Source organism: Bradyrhizobium sp. cf659, assembly GCF_900113725.1.
GTDB lineage: Bacteria > Pseudomonadota > Alphaproteobacteria > Rhizobiales > Xanthobacteraceae > Bradyrhizobium.
In genome coordinates, this window is the sequence record NZ_FOQJ01000005.1 from 408,500 (window position 1) to 426,412 (window position 17,913).

At 64.9% G+C, this 17,913-nt stretch carries 19 protein-coding genes; 8 read left to right on the forward strand and 11 right to left on the reverse strand.

The annotated features are described in order from the left end of the window. Window positions 1-14 precede the first annotated feature (14 nt). From BM118_RS23935 to BM118_RS23945, 3 genes are all read right to left on the reverse strand, one after another. On the reverse strand, window positions 15-599 hold the full coding sequence (locus BM118_RS23935; protein WP_092187925.1) for a HutD/Ves family protein: 585 nt from the start codon (window positions 597-599) through the stop codon (window positions 15-17). Between the two features lie 92 nt (window positions 600-691). After that, window positions 692-1,900, reverse strand: coding sequence for an ABC transporter substrate-binding protein (locus BM118_RS23940; RefSeq protein ID WP_177234624.1), 1,209 nt, complete (start codon window positions 1,898-1,900; stop codon window positions 692-694). 37 nt (window positions 1,901-1,937) lie between these two features. After that, window positions 1,938-2,855, reverse strand: a complete 918-nt coding sequence (locus BM118_RS23945; protein WP_244550216.1) for an alpha/beta fold hydrolase — start codon at window positions 2,853-2,855, stop codon at window positions 1,938-1,940. 118 nt (window positions 2,856-2,973) lie between these two features. Here BM118_RS23945 and BM118_RS41630 point away from each other — a divergent pair, with 118 nt between their 5' ends. Next, window positions 2,974-3,498, forward strand: a complete 525-nt coding sequence (locus tag BM118_RS41630; protein WP_244550217.1) for a MarR family winged helix-turn-helix transcriptional regulator — start codon at window positions 2,974-2,976, stop codon at window positions 3,496-3,498. Window positions 3,499-3,525: 27 nt separating this feature from the next. Here BM118_RS41630 and BM118_RS23955 read toward each other — a convergent pair whose 3' ends face one another. From BM118_RS23955 to BM118_RS23980, 6 genes are all read right to left on the reverse strand, one after another. Continuing rightward, on the reverse strand, window positions 3,526-4,680 hold the full coding sequence (locus tag BM118_RS23955) for an ABC transporter substrate-binding protein (RefSeq protein ID WP_092187928.1): 1,155 nt from the start codon (window positions 4,678-4,680) through the stop codon (window positions 3,526-3,528). A gap of 27 nt (window positions 4,681-4,707) precedes the next feature. Continuing rightward, window positions 4,708-5,556, reverse strand: coding sequence for an amidohydrolase family protein (locus tag BM118_RS23960; RefSeq protein ID WP_092187929.1), 849 nt, complete (start codon window positions 5,554-5,556; stop codon window positions 4,708-4,710). Window positions 5,557-5,581: 25 nt separating this feature from the next. Further along, window positions 5,582-6,421, reverse strand: coding sequence for a shikimate dehydrogenase (locus BM118_RS23965; RefSeq protein ID WP_092187930.1), 840 nt, complete (start codon window positions 6,419-6,421; stop codon window positions 5,582-5,584). Window positions 6,422-6,678: 257 nt separating this feature from the next. Next, the gene (locus BM118_RS23970; RefSeq protein WP_092187931.1) at window positions 6,679-7,527 is read right to left on the reverse strand and encodes an SDR family NAD(P)-dependent oxidoreductase; all 849 of its coding nucleotides are present in this window, start codon (window positions 7,525-7,527) and stop codon (window positions 6,679-6,681) included. A 9-nt stretch (window positions 7,528-7,536) separates the two neighbouring features. Then, window positions 7,537-8,088: a carboxymuconolactone decarboxylase family protein gene (locus tag BM118_RS23975; protein WP_092187932.1), complete on the reverse strand. Its 552-nt coding sequence runs from the start codon at window positions 8,086-8,088 to the stop codon at window positions 7,537-7,539. After that, window positions 8,066-8,761, reverse strand: coding sequence for a TetR/AcrR family transcriptional regulator (locus BM118_RS23980; RefSeq protein WP_092187933.1), 696 nt, complete (start codon window positions 8,759-8,761; stop codon window positions 8,066-8,068). The genes BM118_RS23975 and BM118_RS23980 overlap by 23 nt, the downstream gene beginning before the upstream one ends. Window positions 8,762-8,926: 165 nt before the next feature. On the opposite strand from BM118_RS23980, the gene BM118_RS23985 reads away from it, so the two are divergent. The 6 genes from BM118_RS23985 to BM118_RS24010 are packed head-to-tail and all read left to right on the forward strand — an operon-like array spanning window position 8,927 to window position 13,674. Beyond that, complete coding sequence (locus BM118_RS23985; protein ID WP_092187934.1) at window positions 8,927-10,132, forward strand: ABC transporter substrate-binding protein; 1,206 nt, start codon at window positions 8,927-8,929, stop codon at window positions 10,130-10,132. A 3-nt stretch (window positions 10,133-10,135) separates the two neighbouring features. Continuing rightward, window positions 10,136-11,029, forward strand: coding sequence for an MBL fold metallo-hydrolase (locus BM118_RS23990; RefSeq protein ID WP_092187935.1), 894 nt, complete (start codon window positions 10,136-10,138; stop codon window positions 11,027-11,029). A 12-nt stretch (window positions 11,030-11,041) separates the two neighbouring features. Then, window positions 11,042-12,010, forward strand: coding sequence for a Bug family tripartite tricarboxylate transporter substrate binding protein (locus BM118_RS23995; protein ID WP_177234626.1), 969 nt, complete (start codon window positions 11,042-11,044; stop codon window positions 12,008-12,010). A 40-nt stretch (window positions 12,011-12,050) separates the two neighbouring features. Next, window positions 12,051-12,590, forward strand: a complete 540-nt coding sequence (locus tag BM118_RS24000; RefSeq protein ID WP_092187936.1) for a VOC family protein — start codon at window positions 12,051-12,053, stop codon at window positions 12,588-12,590. A 27-nt stretch (window positions 12,591-12,617) separates the two neighbouring features. After that, window positions 12,618-12,809: a hypothetical protein gene (locus BM118_RS24005; protein ID WP_143099511.1), complete on the forward strand. Its 192-nt coding sequence runs from the start codon at window positions 12,618-12,620 to the stop codon at window positions 12,807-12,809. A gap of 52 nt (window positions 12,810-12,861) precedes the next feature. Further along, on the forward strand, window positions 12,862-13,674 hold the full coding sequence (locus BM118_RS24010; RefSeq protein WP_092187938.1) for a class I SAM-dependent methyltransferase: 813 nt from the start codon (window positions 12,862-12,864) through the stop codon (window positions 13,672-13,674). A gap of 31 nt (window positions 13,675-13,705) precedes the next feature. On the opposite strand, the gene BM118_RS24015 is transcribed toward BM118_RS24010, so the two are convergent. Together BM118_RS24015 and BM118_RS24020 are read right to left on the reverse strand one after the other, a co-directional pair. Then, complete coding sequence (locus BM118_RS24015; protein WP_092187939.1) at window positions 13,706-15,262, reverse strand: L,D-transpeptidase; 1,557 nt, start codon at window positions 15,260-15,262, stop codon at window positions 13,706-13,708. A 429-nt stretch (window positions 15,263-15,691) separates the two neighbouring features. Then, window positions 15,692-16,738 (reverse strand): fatty acid desaturase, encoded by a 1,047-nt coding sequence (locus BM118_RS24020; RefSeq protein ID WP_092187940.1) that lies wholly within the window; start codon window positions 16,736-16,738, stop codon window positions 15,692-15,694. A 451-nt stretch (window positions 16,739-17,189) separates the two neighbouring features. Between BM118_RS24020 and BM118_RS24025 the strand changes: the two genes are divergently transcribed. Then, complete coding sequence (locus BM118_RS24025) at window positions 17,190-17,867, forward strand: Crp/Fnr family transcriptional regulator (RefSeq protein ID WP_092187941.1); 678 nt, start codon at window positions 17,190-17,192, stop codon at window positions 17,865-17,867. Window positions 17,868-17,913: the final 46 nt, after the last annotated feature.

A 17,913-nucleotide genomic window follows, 5' to 3' on the forward strand; every position in this document is an offset into this window, starting at 1 on the left:
TGCGCGGTTGCCGCCTAGCCGGCGAGCCGGATCGATCCCAGCACCGCCAGCCCCGAAACGAGCGCGAGCTGCGATGCCTCGGTCAGCTCGACCTTCAGCGTGCTGCCGTCGGGGATGACAAGATCCTCGCTATTGAGACGAATGCTGCAATTGCCGGAAACCGCGTAAACCAGATGCGTGCCGGCGGACAATGGCCGATCGCCGGGCTCCCGGAGCGCCAGAAGCGCGATCTCCGCCGCACCGCGCCGGGCCATCAGGTTCACGACCTCGACGGGACCGGCCTCGAGCTCGGTCACGATCTCGAGCTCGCCGGTGAAGCGCACGGTCGTGAACGGCTCGCGCTCGTCGAATTCCTGCCCCGGTGCTTTCAGCACCAGCCCGCGCCCGGCGACGACCATCTGCAAGCGGTCGATGCCCGGCATGTAGGAGAACGGACCGGGCGCCACGATCGGCGTGGACGCAAAGCGCCAGAGCAGGCTGTCCCAATCCTTCGCCGGCGCGCCAGTGCGATGAGCATCCGCGATATCGGTGAAGATGCCGCCGCCGTTCTTCCAGGGCGAGCGGGTGTAGTCTTCGGATTTGAGCAGCGTGATCTTCATGTCTTCGAGCCGTCCGGGAACCGCATATGGGCCGATATCATCGACCCATCATGCGCAGGATGGAGCGGCTCTGCCAACCGATTTGGACGCGTTCAGCGCCGGTCGCCCTTGAGAAGGGGGCATTTGCTTTCCGCGAGCGGCCAGACCGTCTCCTCAGGCGGAATCTTGCGCACGATCTCGAAATAGTCCCAGGGGTATTTGGAATCCGAGGGTTTCTTGATGCGGACCAGATACATGGTGCGCGTGACGCGGCCGTCTTCGCGGACGCGTGCGTCTTCCGAGAAGACATCCTCGACAGGAAGCGCCTTCATGGCGGCTGCGACTTTGTCGGCCTCGTCGGTACCGGCGCTGGCGACGGCCTTGAAATAGTGGCGCACCGCGCCATAGACGCCGGCATGCAGCATCGACGGCATCATACCGGTCTTGGCAAAGAACGCCTTCGACCAGGCGCGCGTCGCCTCGTTCATGTCCCAATAGGACGCGGTGGTCAGGTAAGTGCCTTGCGCATCCTTGAGGCCGAGGGCGTGCACGTCCTGGAGGAACAGGATCAGCGCGGCAAGACTCTGGCCGCCCTGCACGAGGCCGAATTCGCCGGCCTGCCGCATCGCGTTGACGGTGTCGTTGCCGGCATTGGCGAGGCCGATCACCTTGGCGCCCGAGGCATGCGCGCTCAGCAGGAAGGAGGAGAAATCCGGCGTGTTGAGCGGATGACGGGCGGCGCCCAGCACCTTGCCGCCCGAAGCGGTAATCACGCTGGTCGCATCCTGCTGGAGCTGATGGCCGAAGGCATAGTCCGAGGCCAGGATGAACCAGCTGCTGCCGCCGGCCTTGACCACCGCGGACGCAGTGCCGTGGGAGACCGCATAGGTGTCGTAGGTCCAGTGGAAGCCGTAGGGCGAGCATTGCTCATTGGTGAGCGCGGTCGTGCCGGGACCGGAATAGAGGACGATGCGCTTCTTCTCGCGGGCAAGGCCCTGGACTGCGAGCGCGACGCCGGAATTCGGCACATCAACGATCGCATCGACATCCTCGACATCGAGCCAGCGGCGGGCGATCGCGGTGCCGACATCGGCCTTGTGCTGGTGATCGGCAGAGATGATCTGGATCGGCTTGCCCAGGACCTTGCCTCCAGCTTCGTCTGCCGCCATCTCGGCCGCGGCCAGGGATCCCTTGCCGGTGATGTCGGCGGTCACGCCGGCCATGTCGGTCAAGACGCCGAGCTTGACGGCGTCGCCGCTGATTTGCGCCTGTGCGGCGACGGGAAGCACGATAAGCAGACCGGCGAAGGCGATCCATTTCATCTGTCGAATCCTTCGATGCGCGGGCATGGCCGAGAGCTCAGCATCTGACGGCGTCGAGCCAGGCCAGGGCCATCGCGGCCAGATCGTCGCTGTTGTCCTCGATCATCATCATGTGACCGTTCCCCTTGATGCCGCGATCCGGAAGCCAAACGAACTCCGCGCCGAGATAGCCGGCCGTTGTCGCGTCGATCTCGCGCGGATGGCGCGGGTCACGATCCCCGGTCACGATCATGATCGGCGTTGACCGCAGATGCGCGGGATCGTCGATCCTGAGCCCACGCCCGCCGATGTTGAATCGTTCGTTCAGGATGCGCGCACTTTCCGGCGCGAATGAACGGCAGTAGTTTTCGAGCGCGTGCCGCGGAAAGCGCGGCGTATTGGCCCAATAGGCGGCGGCGAATTCCGCCGTCAGTCGTACCGGCCTGTCCTCACTCGAGTAGACGGGATGACCGGCGCTGGCGTCATCGCGCAAGGTGAGGATCGCGGAGGGATCGTCCGGCAGATCACGCAGCAGATTGGCCGGCGGCCCCGGCGCGATGCCGATCACCGCGCGGACGAGATCGGGACGCCGCTCCGCCATCCACCATGCCATCGGCCCGCTCGCCGAATGCACCAGCAGCACGGAAGGGCCGACCTGCTCGATCAGCGCCAGCAGAGAGGTCGCGACATCCGCGGTCCCGAGCCGCGGAAAATCCACCGGTTGCGGCGAGCGGCCGTGACCGGGCCAATCCGGCACGAAGACGTCCCGGCCCGTCGCCGCGAATCGCACCGCCCAGCCCGGCCGCCCGTCAGGCGTCGCCAGATAGCAGGTCCCGGTGTGACCGGCGCCGTGGACCATGACGACGGGCGCCCTGTCCGTGGCCGCGCGCGGCGACTGCAGATGATCGACATAGACCGGATGCGCCGGCGTTCCCGCATAGAAGCACCGAACCTCGCGCTCGCACGACGGGTCCATGGCCTTCCGCCCGGCCGCCTCCATCCGATCCTCCACAACTATCGACGACGGCCGTTCTTGCGGGCCGCGCGGCGATGTTAAGATCATGCCGAACCGGAAATCAACCAGAAAGTCTCATATGAGACCATCTCGAAAATCAGCGCGCGTCACGTCCAAGGGCGTTGTGCCGGAGCGAAAGCCGCTCTCGGCGGTGATCGGCGGCACCGAGCTCCAGATCGCCTACAGAATGGGGTACGTGCTGAACTTCTACCGCGAGCCGTCGTTTCGGCGGATCGAGATGGAACTCGGCCTGACGCGGCCGGAGATCGTGACCCTGATCTTCCTGAATTTCCGCGAAGGCGTGACGGCGAGCGATATCTGCGAGTTCTCCGGCCATCTCAAGGCCAATATCAGCCGTGGCATCATCGCGCTGGAAAAGAAGAAGCTGATCCGGCGTGCCGCCGACCAGGCCGACAGCCGTCGCCAGCAACTGTTCATGACGGCCGCCGGCCGCGCACTCTACGCCAGATACATCCCGGCCCTGCGCGATCGGGAGCGCGCCATGCTGGCCTGCCTCACGCGCACCGAGCGCAACGAATTCCAGCGCCTGCTCGACAAGCTCGCCGCGCACGTGCCGCACTGGGCCGCGCTCGACGAGCTCTGAGCGCGGACGCCGGAGGGACGTGCTGCTTCAGTCCCCCTTGCCGCCCTTCAGCTTCGGCAGTGTCTCGACGATCTTCTGCTTGCCGTCGATGATCTCGGCGAGGAAACTGGCACGGTCGATGTCGCCGTTCTGGTCCCAGCTTGCTTCCATCAGCATGCCCGGGGCCTTGTCGGGCGTCAGGGTCAGGCCGTTCATCGCAGCCCCAAAGGCCTTGCTGTCGAACTTGCCGATCTTTTCGGTGACGTATTTGACGAGATAGACCGCGGTATAGCCCTTGATGCCGTTGTGGTCGGGCCGGTACTTGTAGCGCTCGCTGAACTTCCTCGTGAAGTCCTCGATGGCGGGAATCGGCGCGTCGGCGGAAAGGCCGACATGGCCGCGCACGCCGTTGGCAGCGGTGCCGGCGAGCTCGACCACCTTCTGGCTCAGCAGCGTGGTCTCTCCGAACAGCGGCGTCGACAGGCCCTGCCGCTTCGCCTCGATCAGGAAACGCGCGCTCTCCTCCTCGTTGGTGTAGACGAAGATCGCGTCGGCCTTGGCGCTTTTGAGCTTGATGACGTCGGAGCCGAAATCGACCTGGCCCTGCTCGGTGGAGATATCGGCCGCGATCCCGATGTTGCGCGCCTTCATCTCCTTCACGAAATTATCGCGGCCGCCCTTGCCGAAATCATTGTTGACCCAGACCACCGCGACCGCCTTCACCTTCAGCTTGTCGTGCAGATAGTTGGCGATCTTCGGCATCGAGAATTGCTGGCCGAAGGCGGTGCGGAACACCCAGGGGTTGCCCTGCGTGGTGATGTCGGCGGCCTCCGCACCGACGATCTGCGGGATCTCGGCGGCTTGCGTCAGCGCCATGTTGACCTTGACCGAACCGGAATAGATCGGCCCGAGCACGACATAGGGATCCTTGTCCAAAACCTTCTGCACCTGCGCCCTCGAGATGCCGGGATTGCTCTGGGTGTCGAGATGTTCGGTCTGGATTTTCCGGCCCAGAATGCCGCCGGCATTGTTGACCTCCTCGACGGCGAGTGCGACGCCGTCGCGCCAGTTGGTACCGGAGACCGCGCCGGGCCCGGACAGCTCGATCACGTCGGGGATGTAGACCATGGTCTGCGCACAAGCCGCGCCCGCCCACAGCGATACCACGATGGCGATACCAAGCGTCCCTTTAAGATGCCTCATCACGTCCCTCCCCTTTTTACTCTGTTGTTATCTTGTTTGGTCGGCCGCCTCGTCGAAGCCGAGCAGCTTTGCTGGAGTTCGCCACAACAGGCGTTGCTGATCGCTCGCGTCCGGAAACAGTCTTGTCAGCACCGCGAGCAGCGGGCCGTAGTCGAGCCGTTCAGCGGCGCGCAGAAACGGATAATCCGAGCCCCAGACGCAGCGGTCGAGCGTGAAGGCGTCGACGAGCGCTGCAATGAACGGCCACGTATCCTCGTAAGGATGCGGCTGCTGCGAGAACTTGTAATAGCCGGAGAGTTTGACATGCGCGTCGCGCTCGCGGCCGATTGCCAGCAGGGCCTGGAAGGCCTTGCCCTTCAGTCCCTGCGCGACCGAGGGCCGGCCGCAATGGTCGAACACCAGGCGCACATCCGATTTTTCGATGAGCGGCAGCAGATCGAGCAACTGGTCCTGCTCGACCTGGATCTGGAGGAACAGGCCGAGGCTGGTCAGCTTCTCCAGCAGCGGCGCAGCCCTGAGATAGTAGCCGGTGCCGTGGAAGGGCACATTGAAGGCGACACCGATCACGCCGGCGGCTTTCAAGCGTTCCAGCTCGCTGATGTCGACGTCATTCTCGACGACGGCGACGCCCCTGAAGCGGCCGCCGCCCTGCCTCAAGGTGTCGAGCAGGATGCGGCTGTCGCTGCCATAGCCGGTGTTGGTGGCCACCACGAGCGCGTGCCTGATATCGAAGGCATCGAACACGCGGATGAGCTGCGCCGCAGGTGCGATCTCCTGCCCGGTCGGCCGGTATGGCGTGTCGGCGGCGTAGGGAAAGCGGACGGGATCGATGGCGTGGATGTGGCAATCGATCCTGGGGGACGCCGGCATTGTCATGGCGCAAGTCTCCCCGGCGCACGGTTCAGAATGTCGCCTCGATGGCCTTGATCAGTTCGGGCGTCACGTCGGGCATGATTCCGAACCAGGCCTTGAAGGCGAGCCGGGCCTGGTTGAGCAGAAGACCGAGCCCGTTCACGGTGACGCAGCCGCGCGCACGGGCCTCGGCCAGGAACGGCGTTTCCAGCGGCGTGTAGATGAGATCCGCCGTGAGCGTCGTGGGCTTCAGCCGCGACAGGTCGATCTCCAGCGCGTCCTTGTCGACCATGCCGCGATCGGTGCAGTTGACGAGCAGGGCGACATCGCCGAGCGCAGCGCCACGGGCATCCCACGCAACGGTGCTGACGGCGGAGCCGAAATCCCTGGCGAGCGCCTGCGCCTTCTCGGCCGTGCGGTTGGCGATGCGGATCTCGCGCGCGCCGTTCTCGAGCAGCGCGACGACCACCGCGCGCGAGGCGCCGCCCGCCCCCAGCAGCAGGATCGGCCCCGCATCGCCGCGCCAGTCGGCCTTGGCGTCGCGCAGGCTCTGCACAAAACCGTTGCCGTCGTTGTTGAAGCCGGAGAGCGTGCCGTCCGCTTCGACGACGATGGTGTTGACGGCGCCGATGCGTTTAGCGGTCTCGTTGACGCGGTCGAGCAGCGGCATCGCCGTCTGCTTGTGCGGCATGGTGACGTTGCAGCCACGGAAGCCGAGCGCGATCAGCCCGTCGAGCGCATCCTCGAGCCGCTCCGGCTTGACCGCAAGCGGCACATAGGTGCCGCGGATGCCGTGCGCCTTCAGCCAGTAATTGTGAATGACCGGCGAGCGCGAATGCGCAACCGGCATGCCGATGACCCCCGCTAAGCCAAATCCGTCCTGCGACATGCTGCGCTTCCATCCTAGATCGCGCCATTCGGCACGCGACCATTTTATTTGGTCAGTTGTCCAAGACAATTAGAGGGAATGGCTAGCGCGTGCAATCTGAATCTGGGGGAGGCGACAGCCGCGAGTCGTCATGCCCGGGCTTGTCCCGGGCATCCACGTTCTTGGTTCAGAGAGGCAAGCCGTGGATGGCCGGGTCAAGCCCGGCCATGACGATGTGGGACCAGCGGTGCCACAAGCGTAGTCCGACTGCGTTGGCGCTACATCCCGCTCAGGCCGCTATCCACCGCGAGCGTTTGCGCGGTGACGTAGACGCTCTCATCCGAGAGGAAGAACAGCACGGCGTAGGCGATCTCCCACGCCGTCGCCTGGCGGCCGAAGGGGACGTGGCCCTTGCCGCGCGAGGGGCGGCCGGCGCCGGCTTCGCGGCCGTTGGGGGTGTCGACGAGGCCGGGATAGACGAGGTTGGCGCGGATGCCGCGGCGCGCGCCGAGATGGGCGATGTTGCGCATCAGGCCACCGAGCGCGGCCTTGGAGGAATCGTACACCGCCATCTGCGAGCCCGCCTTCAGCGCGGCGATCGAGGAGATGAAGACGATGGCGCCGCCATTGTCGAACTTCGGCATGGCGGCGCGGCAGCACAGCATGGGGCCGCGGACGTTGACGTCGTAGATCCTGTTCCACTCCTCGGGGCTGACGGCATCGAGACCGACGTTGCCGAAGGTGCCGATGTTCAAGACCATGCCGTCGAGCCCGCCCATCGCGCGGTGCGCTTCGTCGACCATGCGGACGACGTCGGCTTCGCTCGTGACGTCGGCCGCAATGGCAAAGGCCTCGCCGCCTTCGTCGGTAATGCGCTTCACCGTCTGCTCAGCGGAGGTGCGGTTGAGATCGGCGACTGCGACCTTCGCGCCTTCGCGGGCGCAGAGGATGCTCATGGCGCGGCCGTTGCCGATCGGATCGGTGGCTGCGTCGAACACGCGCTGGCCGCCGCCGACGATCAGGATGCGGCGTCCCTTCAGGCGCCCCCTGCCCGGCGCCTCGCCGAGCGACTCTGCGCTCGGCGGACGGACGTAACGTTCCGGCTTGATCTCGGTATTCTCAGCCATGCGCCCCGCCTATTTCTTGCCGCCGTCATAGACCTTCATGCCGGCCGCAGGGTCGAGATCGGTCTCGGTCGCCTCGGTGAGGCGCGCCATCATCATGTAGAAACCGAGCGCGACGATGGATTCCACGATCTCTTGGTCGCTGAAGTGGCGGCGCATGCCGGCGAAGGTCGCTTCCGCAACGCGGACGTTCTCGACGACCTCGCGGCCGAATTTCAGCAACGCGCGCTCGGCATCGCTTAAGCCGGCGGAATCGTAGTCACTGCGCTCGACCGCATCGATCTGTCCCTGCGTGCAGCCGACGCCGAGCGCGATCGGCACGTGCTGGCGCCATTCATAGGCGCCGCCTTCGAGCTGCGCGGCCTGGAGAATCAGGAGCTCGCGGTTGACGGCGCTGAGCTTCTGCTTATGCAGGATCGAATTGCCGAGCCGCATCGCCGGGATCATGTTGGCCTCGGCATGCGCCATCATGCGAAAGATGTTGAGCTTGACCGGCATGCGGTCGAACGAGGCGCGGATGTCGCCGCTCGTCGTCTCCGGATCAATCAGGGGCAGCCTTGCCACGCGTTTCTCCCTTGGGTTTTCGTTTCTTGTTGTCGTCGTCGCCTGCCGCGATCAGCGACAGGAAGAAGGCGAGATAGCGGTCGATCGCCTCGATCACCTTCGGCCGCGAGGACGGCATCGCGCCCATCACGTAATGTTCGAGGCGGATGTAGATGAGGCCGGCCGCGAACAGCCGTGCGGTCTCGCGCGGATCCGGCGTCGAGACGAGGCCAGCGAGCGCGAAGCCGCGGAAGTAATCCGTCATCAGGCTCTGCTCGCGCGCGTAAAAATGGTCGGCGAACTTGGCACGGATGCCGGGCACGCGGTTGCGCTCGGCGGTGATCACCTTCTGGAACTGATGCTCGCGCGGGTCGGACCATTGCTCGACGAGGTCCAATGCAAACTGCCGGCAGAACGCGGCGGGCTGGCGCGCGAGCTGCTTGTAGCGCGGCTCCTCCAGCCGGCTCGCCGAGCTGGCCGGGCCGTGCTCGGCGACGATGGCCTCGAGGATCGCGGCCTTGCCGGCGAAATGATTGTAGAGGCTGCTCTCGCGGATGCCGACGCGGCGCGCGAGCTCGCGCATCGAGGCGCCGCCATAGCCGCTCTGCGCGAACAGATTGAGCGCCTCGATGAGGATGCGCTCGCGGGTGGTGGGCGCGGCCGCTTCCGCCGCGCTGGAGGTGTGGACAGCCATGCGCTTGACTAACGAACGATCGTTCGCTAGTCAACCATACGAACGATCGTTCGTTTGCCAGTCTGGCGACGACGATTGCGGCCCGCAAGTCTGCTCGCGGGCGCTGTTCTCGCGTTTCAACTCCGCCCCTTGAGAGGCGGAGAGCAAATCTGGGGAGACGACGTCATGGCGCGCTTTGCCAGCCTTCGTGCGGCCTGCATTCTGTTGCCGCTGCTCGCAGCCAGCACCGCCCAGGCCCAAACCGCGAAATACGATCCCGGCGCCGACGACAAGACCATCAAGATCGGCACCACCGCGCCGCTGAGCGGCCCGGTCTCGGCCTTCGCCCAGATCGCGAAATCGGCGGAAGCGTATTTCCGGAAAGTGAACGACGAGGGCGGCATCAACGGACGGCGCATCCAGATGATTATCGCCGATGATGCCTACAGCCCGCCGAAGACGGTGGAGCAGACGCGGCGGCTGGTCGAGAGCGATGAGGTGCTCTTGATCTTCGGCGGCGTCGGCACGCCGACCAACAGCGCCGTGCACAAATATCTCAACGACCGCAAGGTACCGCAGCTGTTCCTCGGCTCGGGCGCCGCGAAGTGGGACGATCCCAAAAACTTTCCGTGGACCGTCGGCTGGCAGCCGACCTATCGCGACGAGGCGATCGCCTACGCCAAGTACATCAAGGCAAGCCACGCCAAGGCGAAGATCGGCGTGCTCTACCAGAACGACGATCTCGGCAAGGACTATCTGAAGGCGCTGGAGGAAGGGCTCGGCGGCGGCGAGGCAATCGTGGCGCGCGCGGCTTACGAGACCTCGGCGCCGACGGTGGACACCCAGATCCTGCAACTGAGGACCGCGGGCGCCGATGTGGTGCTGGTTGCGGCGACGCCGAAGTTTGCGGCGCAGGCGATCCGCAAGATCGGCGAGATCGGCTGGAAGCCCGTGACCATCATCTCCAACGTCTCGGCCTCGATCAGCGGCGTGCTGGAGCCGGCCGGCAGGGACAATTCCACCGGCGTCATCTCCAGCCAGTACCTGAAGGACGCGACCGATCCGGCGCTCAAGGACGATGCCGGCTACAAGGAGTGGGCCGCCTTCATGGACAAATATCTGCCCGAGGCCAACAAGAGCGACTGGCTCAACGTCTATGGCTACACCATTGCGCAGACGCTGGTGACGGTGCTGAAGGCATCCGGTAACGACCTCACCCGCGCCAATGTGATGAAGCAGGCGACGAACCTGAAGGACGTGCAGCTGCCGATGCTGATCAACGGCACCGCGGTGAACAATTCGCCCGAGCACACAACGCCGATGACGAGCCTCCAGCTCATTCGTTTCGACGGCACGCGCTGGGTGCCGTTCGGCGACCTCCTGAAGAACTGACACATGCGGGGGTTGCGGATCGGCAGCATGCGGGTCGATCTCGTCAGCGAGATCCCCACGCTCGCTTTTGAGAAGAGCTGGCTGTTCGCCAACGTCACCGACGCGGTGATCGCGGAGAACCGCAGCTGGCTCGATCACCGCTATATCGAGCCGGAGACCGGCCGCTTCATCCTCAGCCACCACTCCTATCTCGTGCGCACGCCGCGCTGGACCGCCATCGTCGACACCTGCTGCGGCAATCACAAGAAACGGCCGCGGGTGCCCGTGTGGAACGACCTCAACCAGCCCTATCTCGACAACATGCGGGCGCTCGGCGTTGCGCCTGAAGAAGTCGACTTCGTGATGTGCACGCATCTGCATGTCGATCACGTCGGCTGGAATACGCGGCTCGTCGGCGGCCGTTGGGTGCCGACCTTCCCCAACGCGCGCTACCTGATGGGACGCGAGGAGTACCGGCATTTCGAGGCCGCGCACAATGCGGCGCCGAAAAACCCGGTGAACCACGGCTCGTTCGAGGATTCCGTGCTGCCGGTGGTCGCGGCGGGCCTCGCCGAGTTCGTCGAGACCGACCATCACCTGTTCGACGACCGCGACGCCGCCTTGCGCTTCGCGCCGGCACCCGGCCACACCGCCGGCAACATGCAGATCCATCTCAATGGCGGCCACGACCACGCGGTGATGTCGGGCGACGTCATCCACCATCCGATCCAGTGCGCCGCGCCGTGGCTGTCCAATGCCGCCGATGTCGATCCGGCCGCGGCCATCGCAACCCGGCTGGCGCTGCTGGAAGCGCTCGCGGACACGCCGAGCTATCTGCTCACCGGCCATTTTCCCGCCCCGACGGCCGGGCGCGTGATCCGGCACGGCGACGCCTACCGGTTTCGTTTCGAGAATTAAGGGAATGCCATCATGATGCTGCGCACCGTCACGCTTTCATTGCTCGCATTGCTGCCCGCGGCACTCACTGCGCGCGCCGAGGACCCCGCCGCCTACCCCACCCACAAGATCAGGATGCTGCTGCCCTATGCGGCCGGCGGCGGCGGCGACGTGATCGGCCGGCTGCTCGCGGACAAGATGGGCAAGACGCTCGGACAGAGCGTCTATATCGAGAACCACACGGGCGCGGCCGGAACGCTCGGCACGCAGATGGTGGCGGCGGCACCGAACGACGGCTACACCATCACCGTCGGCGGCATGACCACGCATGTGCTGGCGCCCGCGATCTATCCAAAGCTGGCTTACGATCCGATCAAGGATTTCACGACGATCGGCCGCGTCGGCACCTCCTCGATCATGCTGGTGGCGACCAAGGATTTTGCCGCCAATGACATCAAGGGCCTGATCGCGCTCGCCAGGAAGGGCGAGCCGATCCAGTACGGCAGCTGGGGCGTGGGCTCGACCGGGCAATTCTGCGCCGAGATCTTGATGCAGCAAACCGGCATCAAGATGGATCACGTGCCCTTCAACGGCATCGCAAAACTCGCCGGCGACCTGCTCGGCGGTCACATCTCGCTGGCGACGCTCGACATGGCGACCGCGACGCCGCTGGTGAAGGACGGCTCGATCAAGGCGCTGGCCGCCTGCGGCGAGTGCTCGCCGAGCCTGCCTGACGTCGCGACCTACAAGGAACAGGGCGTGGCGTTTGACCGCAGCCTGTCCTGGGCGATGTATGCCCCGGCGGGCGTCGCTCCACCGATCGCACAGAAACTGTCGGCGGCGTTGAAGGATGCGCTCGGCGATGCCGAGGTGAAGGAGAAGCTGCTCGGGCTCGGCATCACGCCGCAATTCGTCCCCGGCGATGAGCAGCGCGACATCAACGCCCGCGACATCACGGCCTGGAAGCAGGTTGCCAAGGACGCCGGCATCGAAGTCAAGTGAATCGAAGTCAATTGAACCAAGCGATCAAGGGAGCGCGGGCATGAGCCGCATCTTCGGCGCGGTGCGCCAGAACGGATATGTGGTGCGGGACATCCATGCCGCGATGAAGCACTGGATCGAGGTGATGGGCGTCGGCCCCTGGTACTACATGGACCGCGTCCGGACCGACTGGTTCCGCCATCGCGGCCAGGACGCCGCCGTCGAGATGAGCATTGCGCTGGCCAATTCCGGCGACCTCCAGATCGAGCTGATCCAGCAGCGCAACGACGCGCCCTCGCTGTACAAGGAATTCCTCGACGCCGGCCACGAAGGCCTCCAGCACATGTCGTACTGGAGCCACGACTATCAGGCGCTCTACGACAAGGCGCTCGGACTTGGCTACAAAGTGGGCCACGAGGGCCAGATCGGCGGCGACAAGGGACGCTTTGCCTATTTCGACACCCAGGCGCATCCCGGAACCGTGATCGAGATTTCCGACATCAGCGGCGCCAAGGGGCCGTTCTTCGAGAAGGTCCGGCAGGCGGCGATGAACTGGGATGGATCACGGCCGATCCGGGAGGTCGGCGGGGCGAAATCGTAGAACACCTGCGCCGGCTTGCGGCGCCGCGTGCTCCTGACCGCCATCGGCTTCGGCGACGACGGCTATGTCAGCTACACGCCCGAAGGCTGCTATGCCGGTTCAAACGGCATCGAGAGCCGGCTCAGCATCTTGAGCGGCAGCCGCTACGAGCCGATGTCGCTCGAAGCGCGCAAGGCGATGCAGGAACCGGCGGGGTTTACTTCGCTGCTCGCGCGGTAGGCGGCGTTCCATGCTAGCGTGATCCCCTGTCCGAACCATCAGCGAGGCAAACATGTCCTCCACCGACAAGGTCTTCGCCGGCTCGATCCCGAAAATCTACGACGAGTATCTCGTCCCGCTGATCTTCTCCCACTACGCCGCCGACATCGCCAGGCGTGTCGCCGCGCTCTCCCCGTCAACGCTGCTGGAAACCGCCGCAGGCACTGGCGCCGTGACGCGGGCCGTGACGGCGGCGCTGCCTGCCGGCATCCGTTACGTCGCGACCGATCTCAACGAGCCGATGCTCGCGATCGCCGCGCAGCGCCAGGGCGAAGACGAGCGCATGTCCTGGCGCCAGGCGGATGCCACCGCGCTGCCTTTCGACGATGCCACGTTCGACGTGGTCTGCTGCCAGTTCGGCGCCATGTTCTTTCCGGATCGCATCAAGGGTTACGCCGAGGCGAAGCGGGTCTTGCGGCCGGAGGGCACGTTCGTGTTCAACGTCTGGGACCGCATCGAGGAGAACGTGTTCGCCGACGAGGCGACGGCCGTGCTCGGAAAGATCTTTCCCGACGATCCGCCGCGCTTCATGGCGCGGACCCCGCACGGCTACCACGACAAGGCCGTCATCAAGGCCGATCTGGAGCAGGCGGGCTTTCGTCACATCTCGATTGAAACGCTTCCCGCGGTGAGCCGCGCGCCGACGCCCGAATATGTGGCGTTCGCATACTGCCAGGGGACGCCGCTGCGAAACGAGATCGAGGCAAGGGATGCGAGCAAGCTTCAGGCTGCGACGGACGCCGTTGCCGAGGCGATCCGAACGCGCCATGGATCAGGACCGGTCGAGGGCAAGATCCAGGCGCTGGTGATCACGGCACAGCCGTAGTTGCGGGACGCTTCAGCTTGCGTCCCGCGTCCTACCAGAAGCTCCGCGGCATCGGCTGCGGCTGGTAGTACTGGTACTGGCCGCCGCGCTGGCGGCGCGGGTTGACGGGTTGCGGGTTCGGGTCGCGCTGGAAGAAGAAGCCGAAGCCGTTGCCGCCGTTGTCCCAGCTGTCGTCGCTCGCAATGTCCATCGGCGCGGTCGGCTTGCGCGTGATGAACCCGCCCTGGGGCTGGTTGCTCAGCACCGCGACGAACTCGGTGCGGTAGTTGGTCTCGCTGCTCAGCGGCTCGTCCGAGATGATGATCGACGAGCGCGGCAATGCGGTCGGCGCGATGCGATCCCACACGTCCTGCGGAATGGTGATGCGGTCGAGCGCGTCCTTGGCGTCGTCGCCGTTTTCGATCGTGACCACACTCCAGCGCAGGCCGGTATCGTTCTTCGCCATCGCCGTGAAGATATGCGTGCCGAGCGGCTGGTCGGGATTGCGGATCGTGACCGGAACCTCGATGCTGGTGTCGAACACCTCGCCGCCGCCATCCGGCGCCGGCTTGTGCGTGTTCCGCCGCACATAGAGCTTCTGCGTCGCGCGGCTGATGTAGACCGAGACCGGCTCGAGCGCGAGCTTGGCGTCGGTCGCCGCCTTGACCGCATCGGCCTTTTTGGTCGCAGTCGCCTTCGCGGCCTCTTTCGTGGCAGCGACCGCGTCGCGCTTCGGCTGTGCGGCGGCCTTGGCTGTGTCGAGCTGCGTTGCCGCGTCGGCAGCCCTGGTGGCGGCCTTCTGCTTCAGCTCCTCGGCCTTGGCGCGGGCCTGATCGGTCTTTGCGGCCGCCAGCGTCTTGTCGGCGAAGGCGAGCTCGGCATCGGCGCGGGCCTTCTGCTGTTCCAGCTTGCGCAGCGAGGCGGGAAGCGATGCCGCCTCCTTGGCGGCCATTGCCGCGGCCTTCTTGGCCTCGTCGGCGGCCCGGGTTGCCTCCTCGGCCTCGGCGGAGAGCTTGTCGGCCCGGTTCGGCGCCGCCGCGATGGCTTCGCGCTTCGGCACGAACAGCGAGGAATGGGCGAAATCGATCGGGGCCGCGTCGTTCGGCGAGATGATCACGCGCATGCCGATGTTGGTCTTGTCGAACAGCCCCTCCGCAAAGCCGAAGGGCATCCGCACGCAGCCGTGCGAGGCGGCATAGCCCGGCAGCGGCCCGCCGTGCAGCGCGATGCCGTTCCAGGTGATGCGCTGCATGTTCGGCATCCAGGCATCGTCATACATGGTCGAGCGGTGGTCCTTGTCCTTCTCGACGACGGCGAAGACGCCGGCCGGCGTCTCGCGCCCGGTGGTGCCGGTCGAGACCGGCGCGCGCAGGATCCAGCCGTCGGCGTCGTAGAAGGTGACCTGCTGGCCCTTGATCGACACGATCGCCATGATCGGCTCGCCGGCCTCCCGCGGCGCCACCGCCTCGGCCGGCTGGCGCGCCTGCTTGGCCGCGGCGGCCGGGGTCAGCGCCGCAAGTCCGGCCAGCGCCGCAAGCGCGATCGTGCCGGGAAGCGCCCAACGCCGCATCGCCAGGGTGGATTGCGCCGTCGTCAGTCGGTTTCTCATGCCATGCCCCGGTCGAAATGCCAGTCCGCGCTCATGTCGATTACGTCTCAGATTGCGATCTTTGGATTAAGAAATCGCAGCCGCCATACGTTCCGTCTGTGGCGATATTCGGCACGTTCCGGCGACAAATCTCTCATATACGACGGCCCGCGCGGGCGGAAGGGTGGCTCACGGCCGAGGCTGGCCCGAGACTGGCGGCGATCGCTGCGGCAGAATGTCCGCCTTGGAGGGGCCGGATCCGCCGGTTTTTGTCCCCATTGCGGAAATGGAGCGCCCCGGCGATCACAATCCGGGTCACGCGATGCGGCCCAAAACCGGCATATATTCTTTGGACCGACAGGCTTGGATTGAGAAAGGTGGCTAGACGCCCAGCACCTTCCGGCCGAACCTCAGTAGTGAGCGCAACTGCGGGGCACGCATTCGCAACCTTCAGCGGCCTCGCCGCGAGGCGCCCCCCGTCGGCGAGGCGATTGAGGTCAAAGCAGCCTCTCCAAAGGAGACGAGTTGCAGCCTCTCCTCATCCCACAACGTCAGCCGCACGGTCCGCAAGCTCTGGAGCAGCGTAATCCGTCCGACGCCGGCGAACTGCGGATGGTCCCGCAACACGTCCGGCAGGCGATAGCAGGGAATTCGACTGCACAAATGATGGATGTGGTGGACGCCGATATTTGCCGTGAACCATCGCAAGACGGCCGGCAATTGATAGTGGGAGCTGCCGTGCAGCGCAGCGTCGTGAAAATTCCAGGTCTCGTCGTGGGACCAGTAGGTGTGCTCGAACTGGTGCTGGACGTAGAACAGCCAGACACCGATCGACGCCGCCAGAACGACGATCGGCAGATGGACCAGCAGGAATGGCCCATAGCCGACCAGCTGGATCATCGCGGCGACGAGAATCGCGATCGCGACGTTGGTGCCCATTGTACTCAGCCAGGGCTTCCAGCCGCCGCGCATCAGCCCGACCGGCAATCGATGCTTCAAGATGAACAAATACGTGGGGCCTACGCCGAACATCACGATGGGATGCCGATACAAACGATACAGCATCCGGCGCCATCGCGATTGGTCGCGAAACTCGCGCACGGTCAACGTATCGATGTCGCCCGAGCCCCTGTGATCGAGATTGCCGGAGTTCGCATGATGGCGGGCATGGTTTTGCCGCCAGTAATCGTATGGCGTCAGTGTCATCACGCCGATGGCTCGGCCGACCCAGTCGTTCGCAACGCGGCCGCGGAAGAACGAGCCATGTCCGCAATCATGCTGGATCATGAACAGACGGACCAGCAAACCCGCCGCGGGCACCTCGAGCAGCAGAGCAAACCAATAGCCGTGGTCAAGAGCGGTCCAGATCAGAGCCCAGATGACGCAGAGCGGCACCGCCGTGATCGCCAGTTCGAGAACACCGCGCGCACTGTCGGGCTCGCGATAGCGGGCGAGCAACTGCGCCGACGCGCGGATCTCCGGCGTTCCTTGAGTCATTTCTGGTCTGCTCCCGATGTCCACCGAAGAAGTACTGTTATCGCCCACGGACGCCTCCGGCAGCAGTTCTGAGGTCGTGCCCCGCACGCGCTCATATTGATCCGTACCAGGAGGTCCTGCTGAGCAATATTGCTCACGCCGGGAGCCGGCGTTGTCGCCGAACTTGCCTGCCCCCATGACACACCGCGACTGAGATGGGAAGGGTTGGTCGGACGCATTCGCCGGCCGGCCGGCGATTTTCCGGGAATGTGAGCAGGATGCCGCACCCATGAAGGACCGGCATCAGACGGTCGTGCGGCATTGAGCGCAGACGAGCCGGCCGATACCGCCGCCCCCCAATTGTCTGGTCGGGATCTCCGGCAAGGCCGAGGGTGGAAGCAAGATTTGTCTAACGCGCCCGGCACCGGACCTGCTAGACTGAAGGTCCTTCCACCAGGTCTTTGTCGACCTCATGCCTAGAGCGGCGAAAAGCGCGTTCGACGCAAAACTCTTTCTCGCCAAGGTCGGCGACGGCAAGGCCATATTGAATTTCGACAAGAACCAGGTCGTGTTCTCGCAAGGCGACGCCGCGGACACGGTTTTCTACATCCAGAAGGGGAGGATCAAGGTTCTCGTCGTCTCCGAGCAGGGCAAGGAGGCCGTGGTCGGGATCATGGAGCCCGGACAGTTCTTCGGCGAAGGCTGCCTGAACGGCCATCCCTTGCGGATCTCGACAACGGTGGCGATGGAACAATGCGTGATCACGTCCATCGCGAAATCAGCGATGCTCGCCGCACTCAAGGACGAACCAAAGTTCTCCGAGTTGTTCATGGAGTATCTGCTCAGTCGAAACAGCCGCATCGAAGAAGACCTGATCGACCAGTTGTTCAATTCGAGCGAGAAGCGGCTTGCGCGTCTTCTCCTGCTGCTGGCGAATTTTGGCAAGGATGGCGCCACTCAGCCCATCTCGACGCAGGTCAGTCAGGAGACTCTCGCAGAGATGATCGGGACAACCCGCTCACGCGTCAGCTTCTTCATGAACAAGTTTCGCAAGCTCGGCTTCATCACCTATAACGGCAAGATCGAGGTTCACAGTTCCCTCCTGAACGCGGTCTTGTATGAAAAGCCTGAGATCGTGAGGGACAATTGAGACAGTTGGCGGCAAGAAACGCTTCGAGCCATCTCCTGCAACGATA

Bases quoted from the DNA above. Each gene is read 5' to 3' on its own strand.
- BM118_RS23960 (WP_092187929.1), bottom strand. From the start codon at position 5,556: ATGACAATGCCGGCGTCCCCCAGGATCGATTGCCACATCCACGCCATC.
- BM118_RS23940 (WP_177234624.1), bottom strand. From the start codon at position 1,900: ATGAAATGGATCGCCTTCGCCGGTCTGCTTATCGTGCTTCCCGTCGCC.
- BM118_RS23935 (WP_092187925.1), bottom strand. From the start codon at position 599: ATGAAGATCACGCTGCTCAAATCCGAAGACTACACCCGCTCGCCCTGG.
- BM118_RS23985 (WP_092187934.1), top strand. From the start codon at position 8,927: ATGGCGCGCTTTGCCAGCCTTCGTGCGGCCTGCATTCTGTTGCCGCTG.
- BM118_RS24015 (WP_092187939.1), bottom strand. From the start codon at position 15,262: ATGAGAAACCGACTGACGACGGCGCAATCCACCCTGGCGATGCGGCGT.
- BM118_RS23970 (WP_092187931.1), bottom strand. From the start codon at position 7,527: ATGGCTGAGAATACCGAGATCAAGCCGGAACGTTACGTCCGTCCGCCG.
- BM118_RS23965 (WP_092187930.1), bottom strand. From the start codon at position 6,421: ATGTCGCAGGACGGATTTGGCTTAGCGGGGGTCATCGGCATGCCGGTT.
- BM118_RS24000 (WP_092187936.1), top strand. From the start codon at position 12,051: ATGAGCCGCATCTTCGGCGCGGTGCGCCAGAACGGATATGTGGTGCGG.
- BM118_RS23945 (WP_244550216.1), bottom strand. From the start codon at position 2,855: ATGGACCCGTCGTGCGAGCGCGAGGTTCGGTGCTTCTATGCGGGAACG.
- BM118_RS24020 (WP_092187940.1), bottom strand. From the start codon at position 16,738: ATGACTCAAGGAACGCCGGAGATCCGCGCGTCGGCGCAGTTGCTCGCC.
- BM118_RS23995 (WP_177234626.1), top strand. From the start codon at position 11,042: ATGATGCTGCGCACCGTCACGCTTTCATTGCTCGCATTGCTGCCCGCG.
- BM118_RS24025 (WP_092187941.1), top strand. From the start codon at position 17,190: ATGCCTAGAGCGGCGAAAAGCGCGTTCGACGCAAAACTCTTTCTCGCC.
- BM118_RS23990 (WP_092187935.1), top strand. From the start codon at position 10,136: ATGCGGGGGTTGCGGATCGGCAGCATGCGGGTCGATCTCGTCAGCGAG.
- BM118_RS23955 (WP_092187928.1), bottom strand. From the start codon at position 4,680: ATGAGGCATCTTAAAGGGACGCTTGGTATCGCCATCGTGGTATCGCTG.
- BM118_RS23980 (WP_092187933.1), bottom strand. From the start codon at position 8,761: ATGGCTGTCCACACCTCCAGCGCGGCGGAAGCGGCCGCGCCCACCACC.
- BM118_RS24010 (WP_092187938.1), top strand. From the start codon at position 12,862: ATGTCCTCCACCGACAAGGTCTTCGCCGGCTCGATCCCGAAAATCTAC.
- BM118_RS41630 (WP_244550217.1), top strand. From the start codon at position 2,974: ATGAGACCATCTCGAAAATCAGCGCGCGTCACGTCCAAGGGCGTTGTG.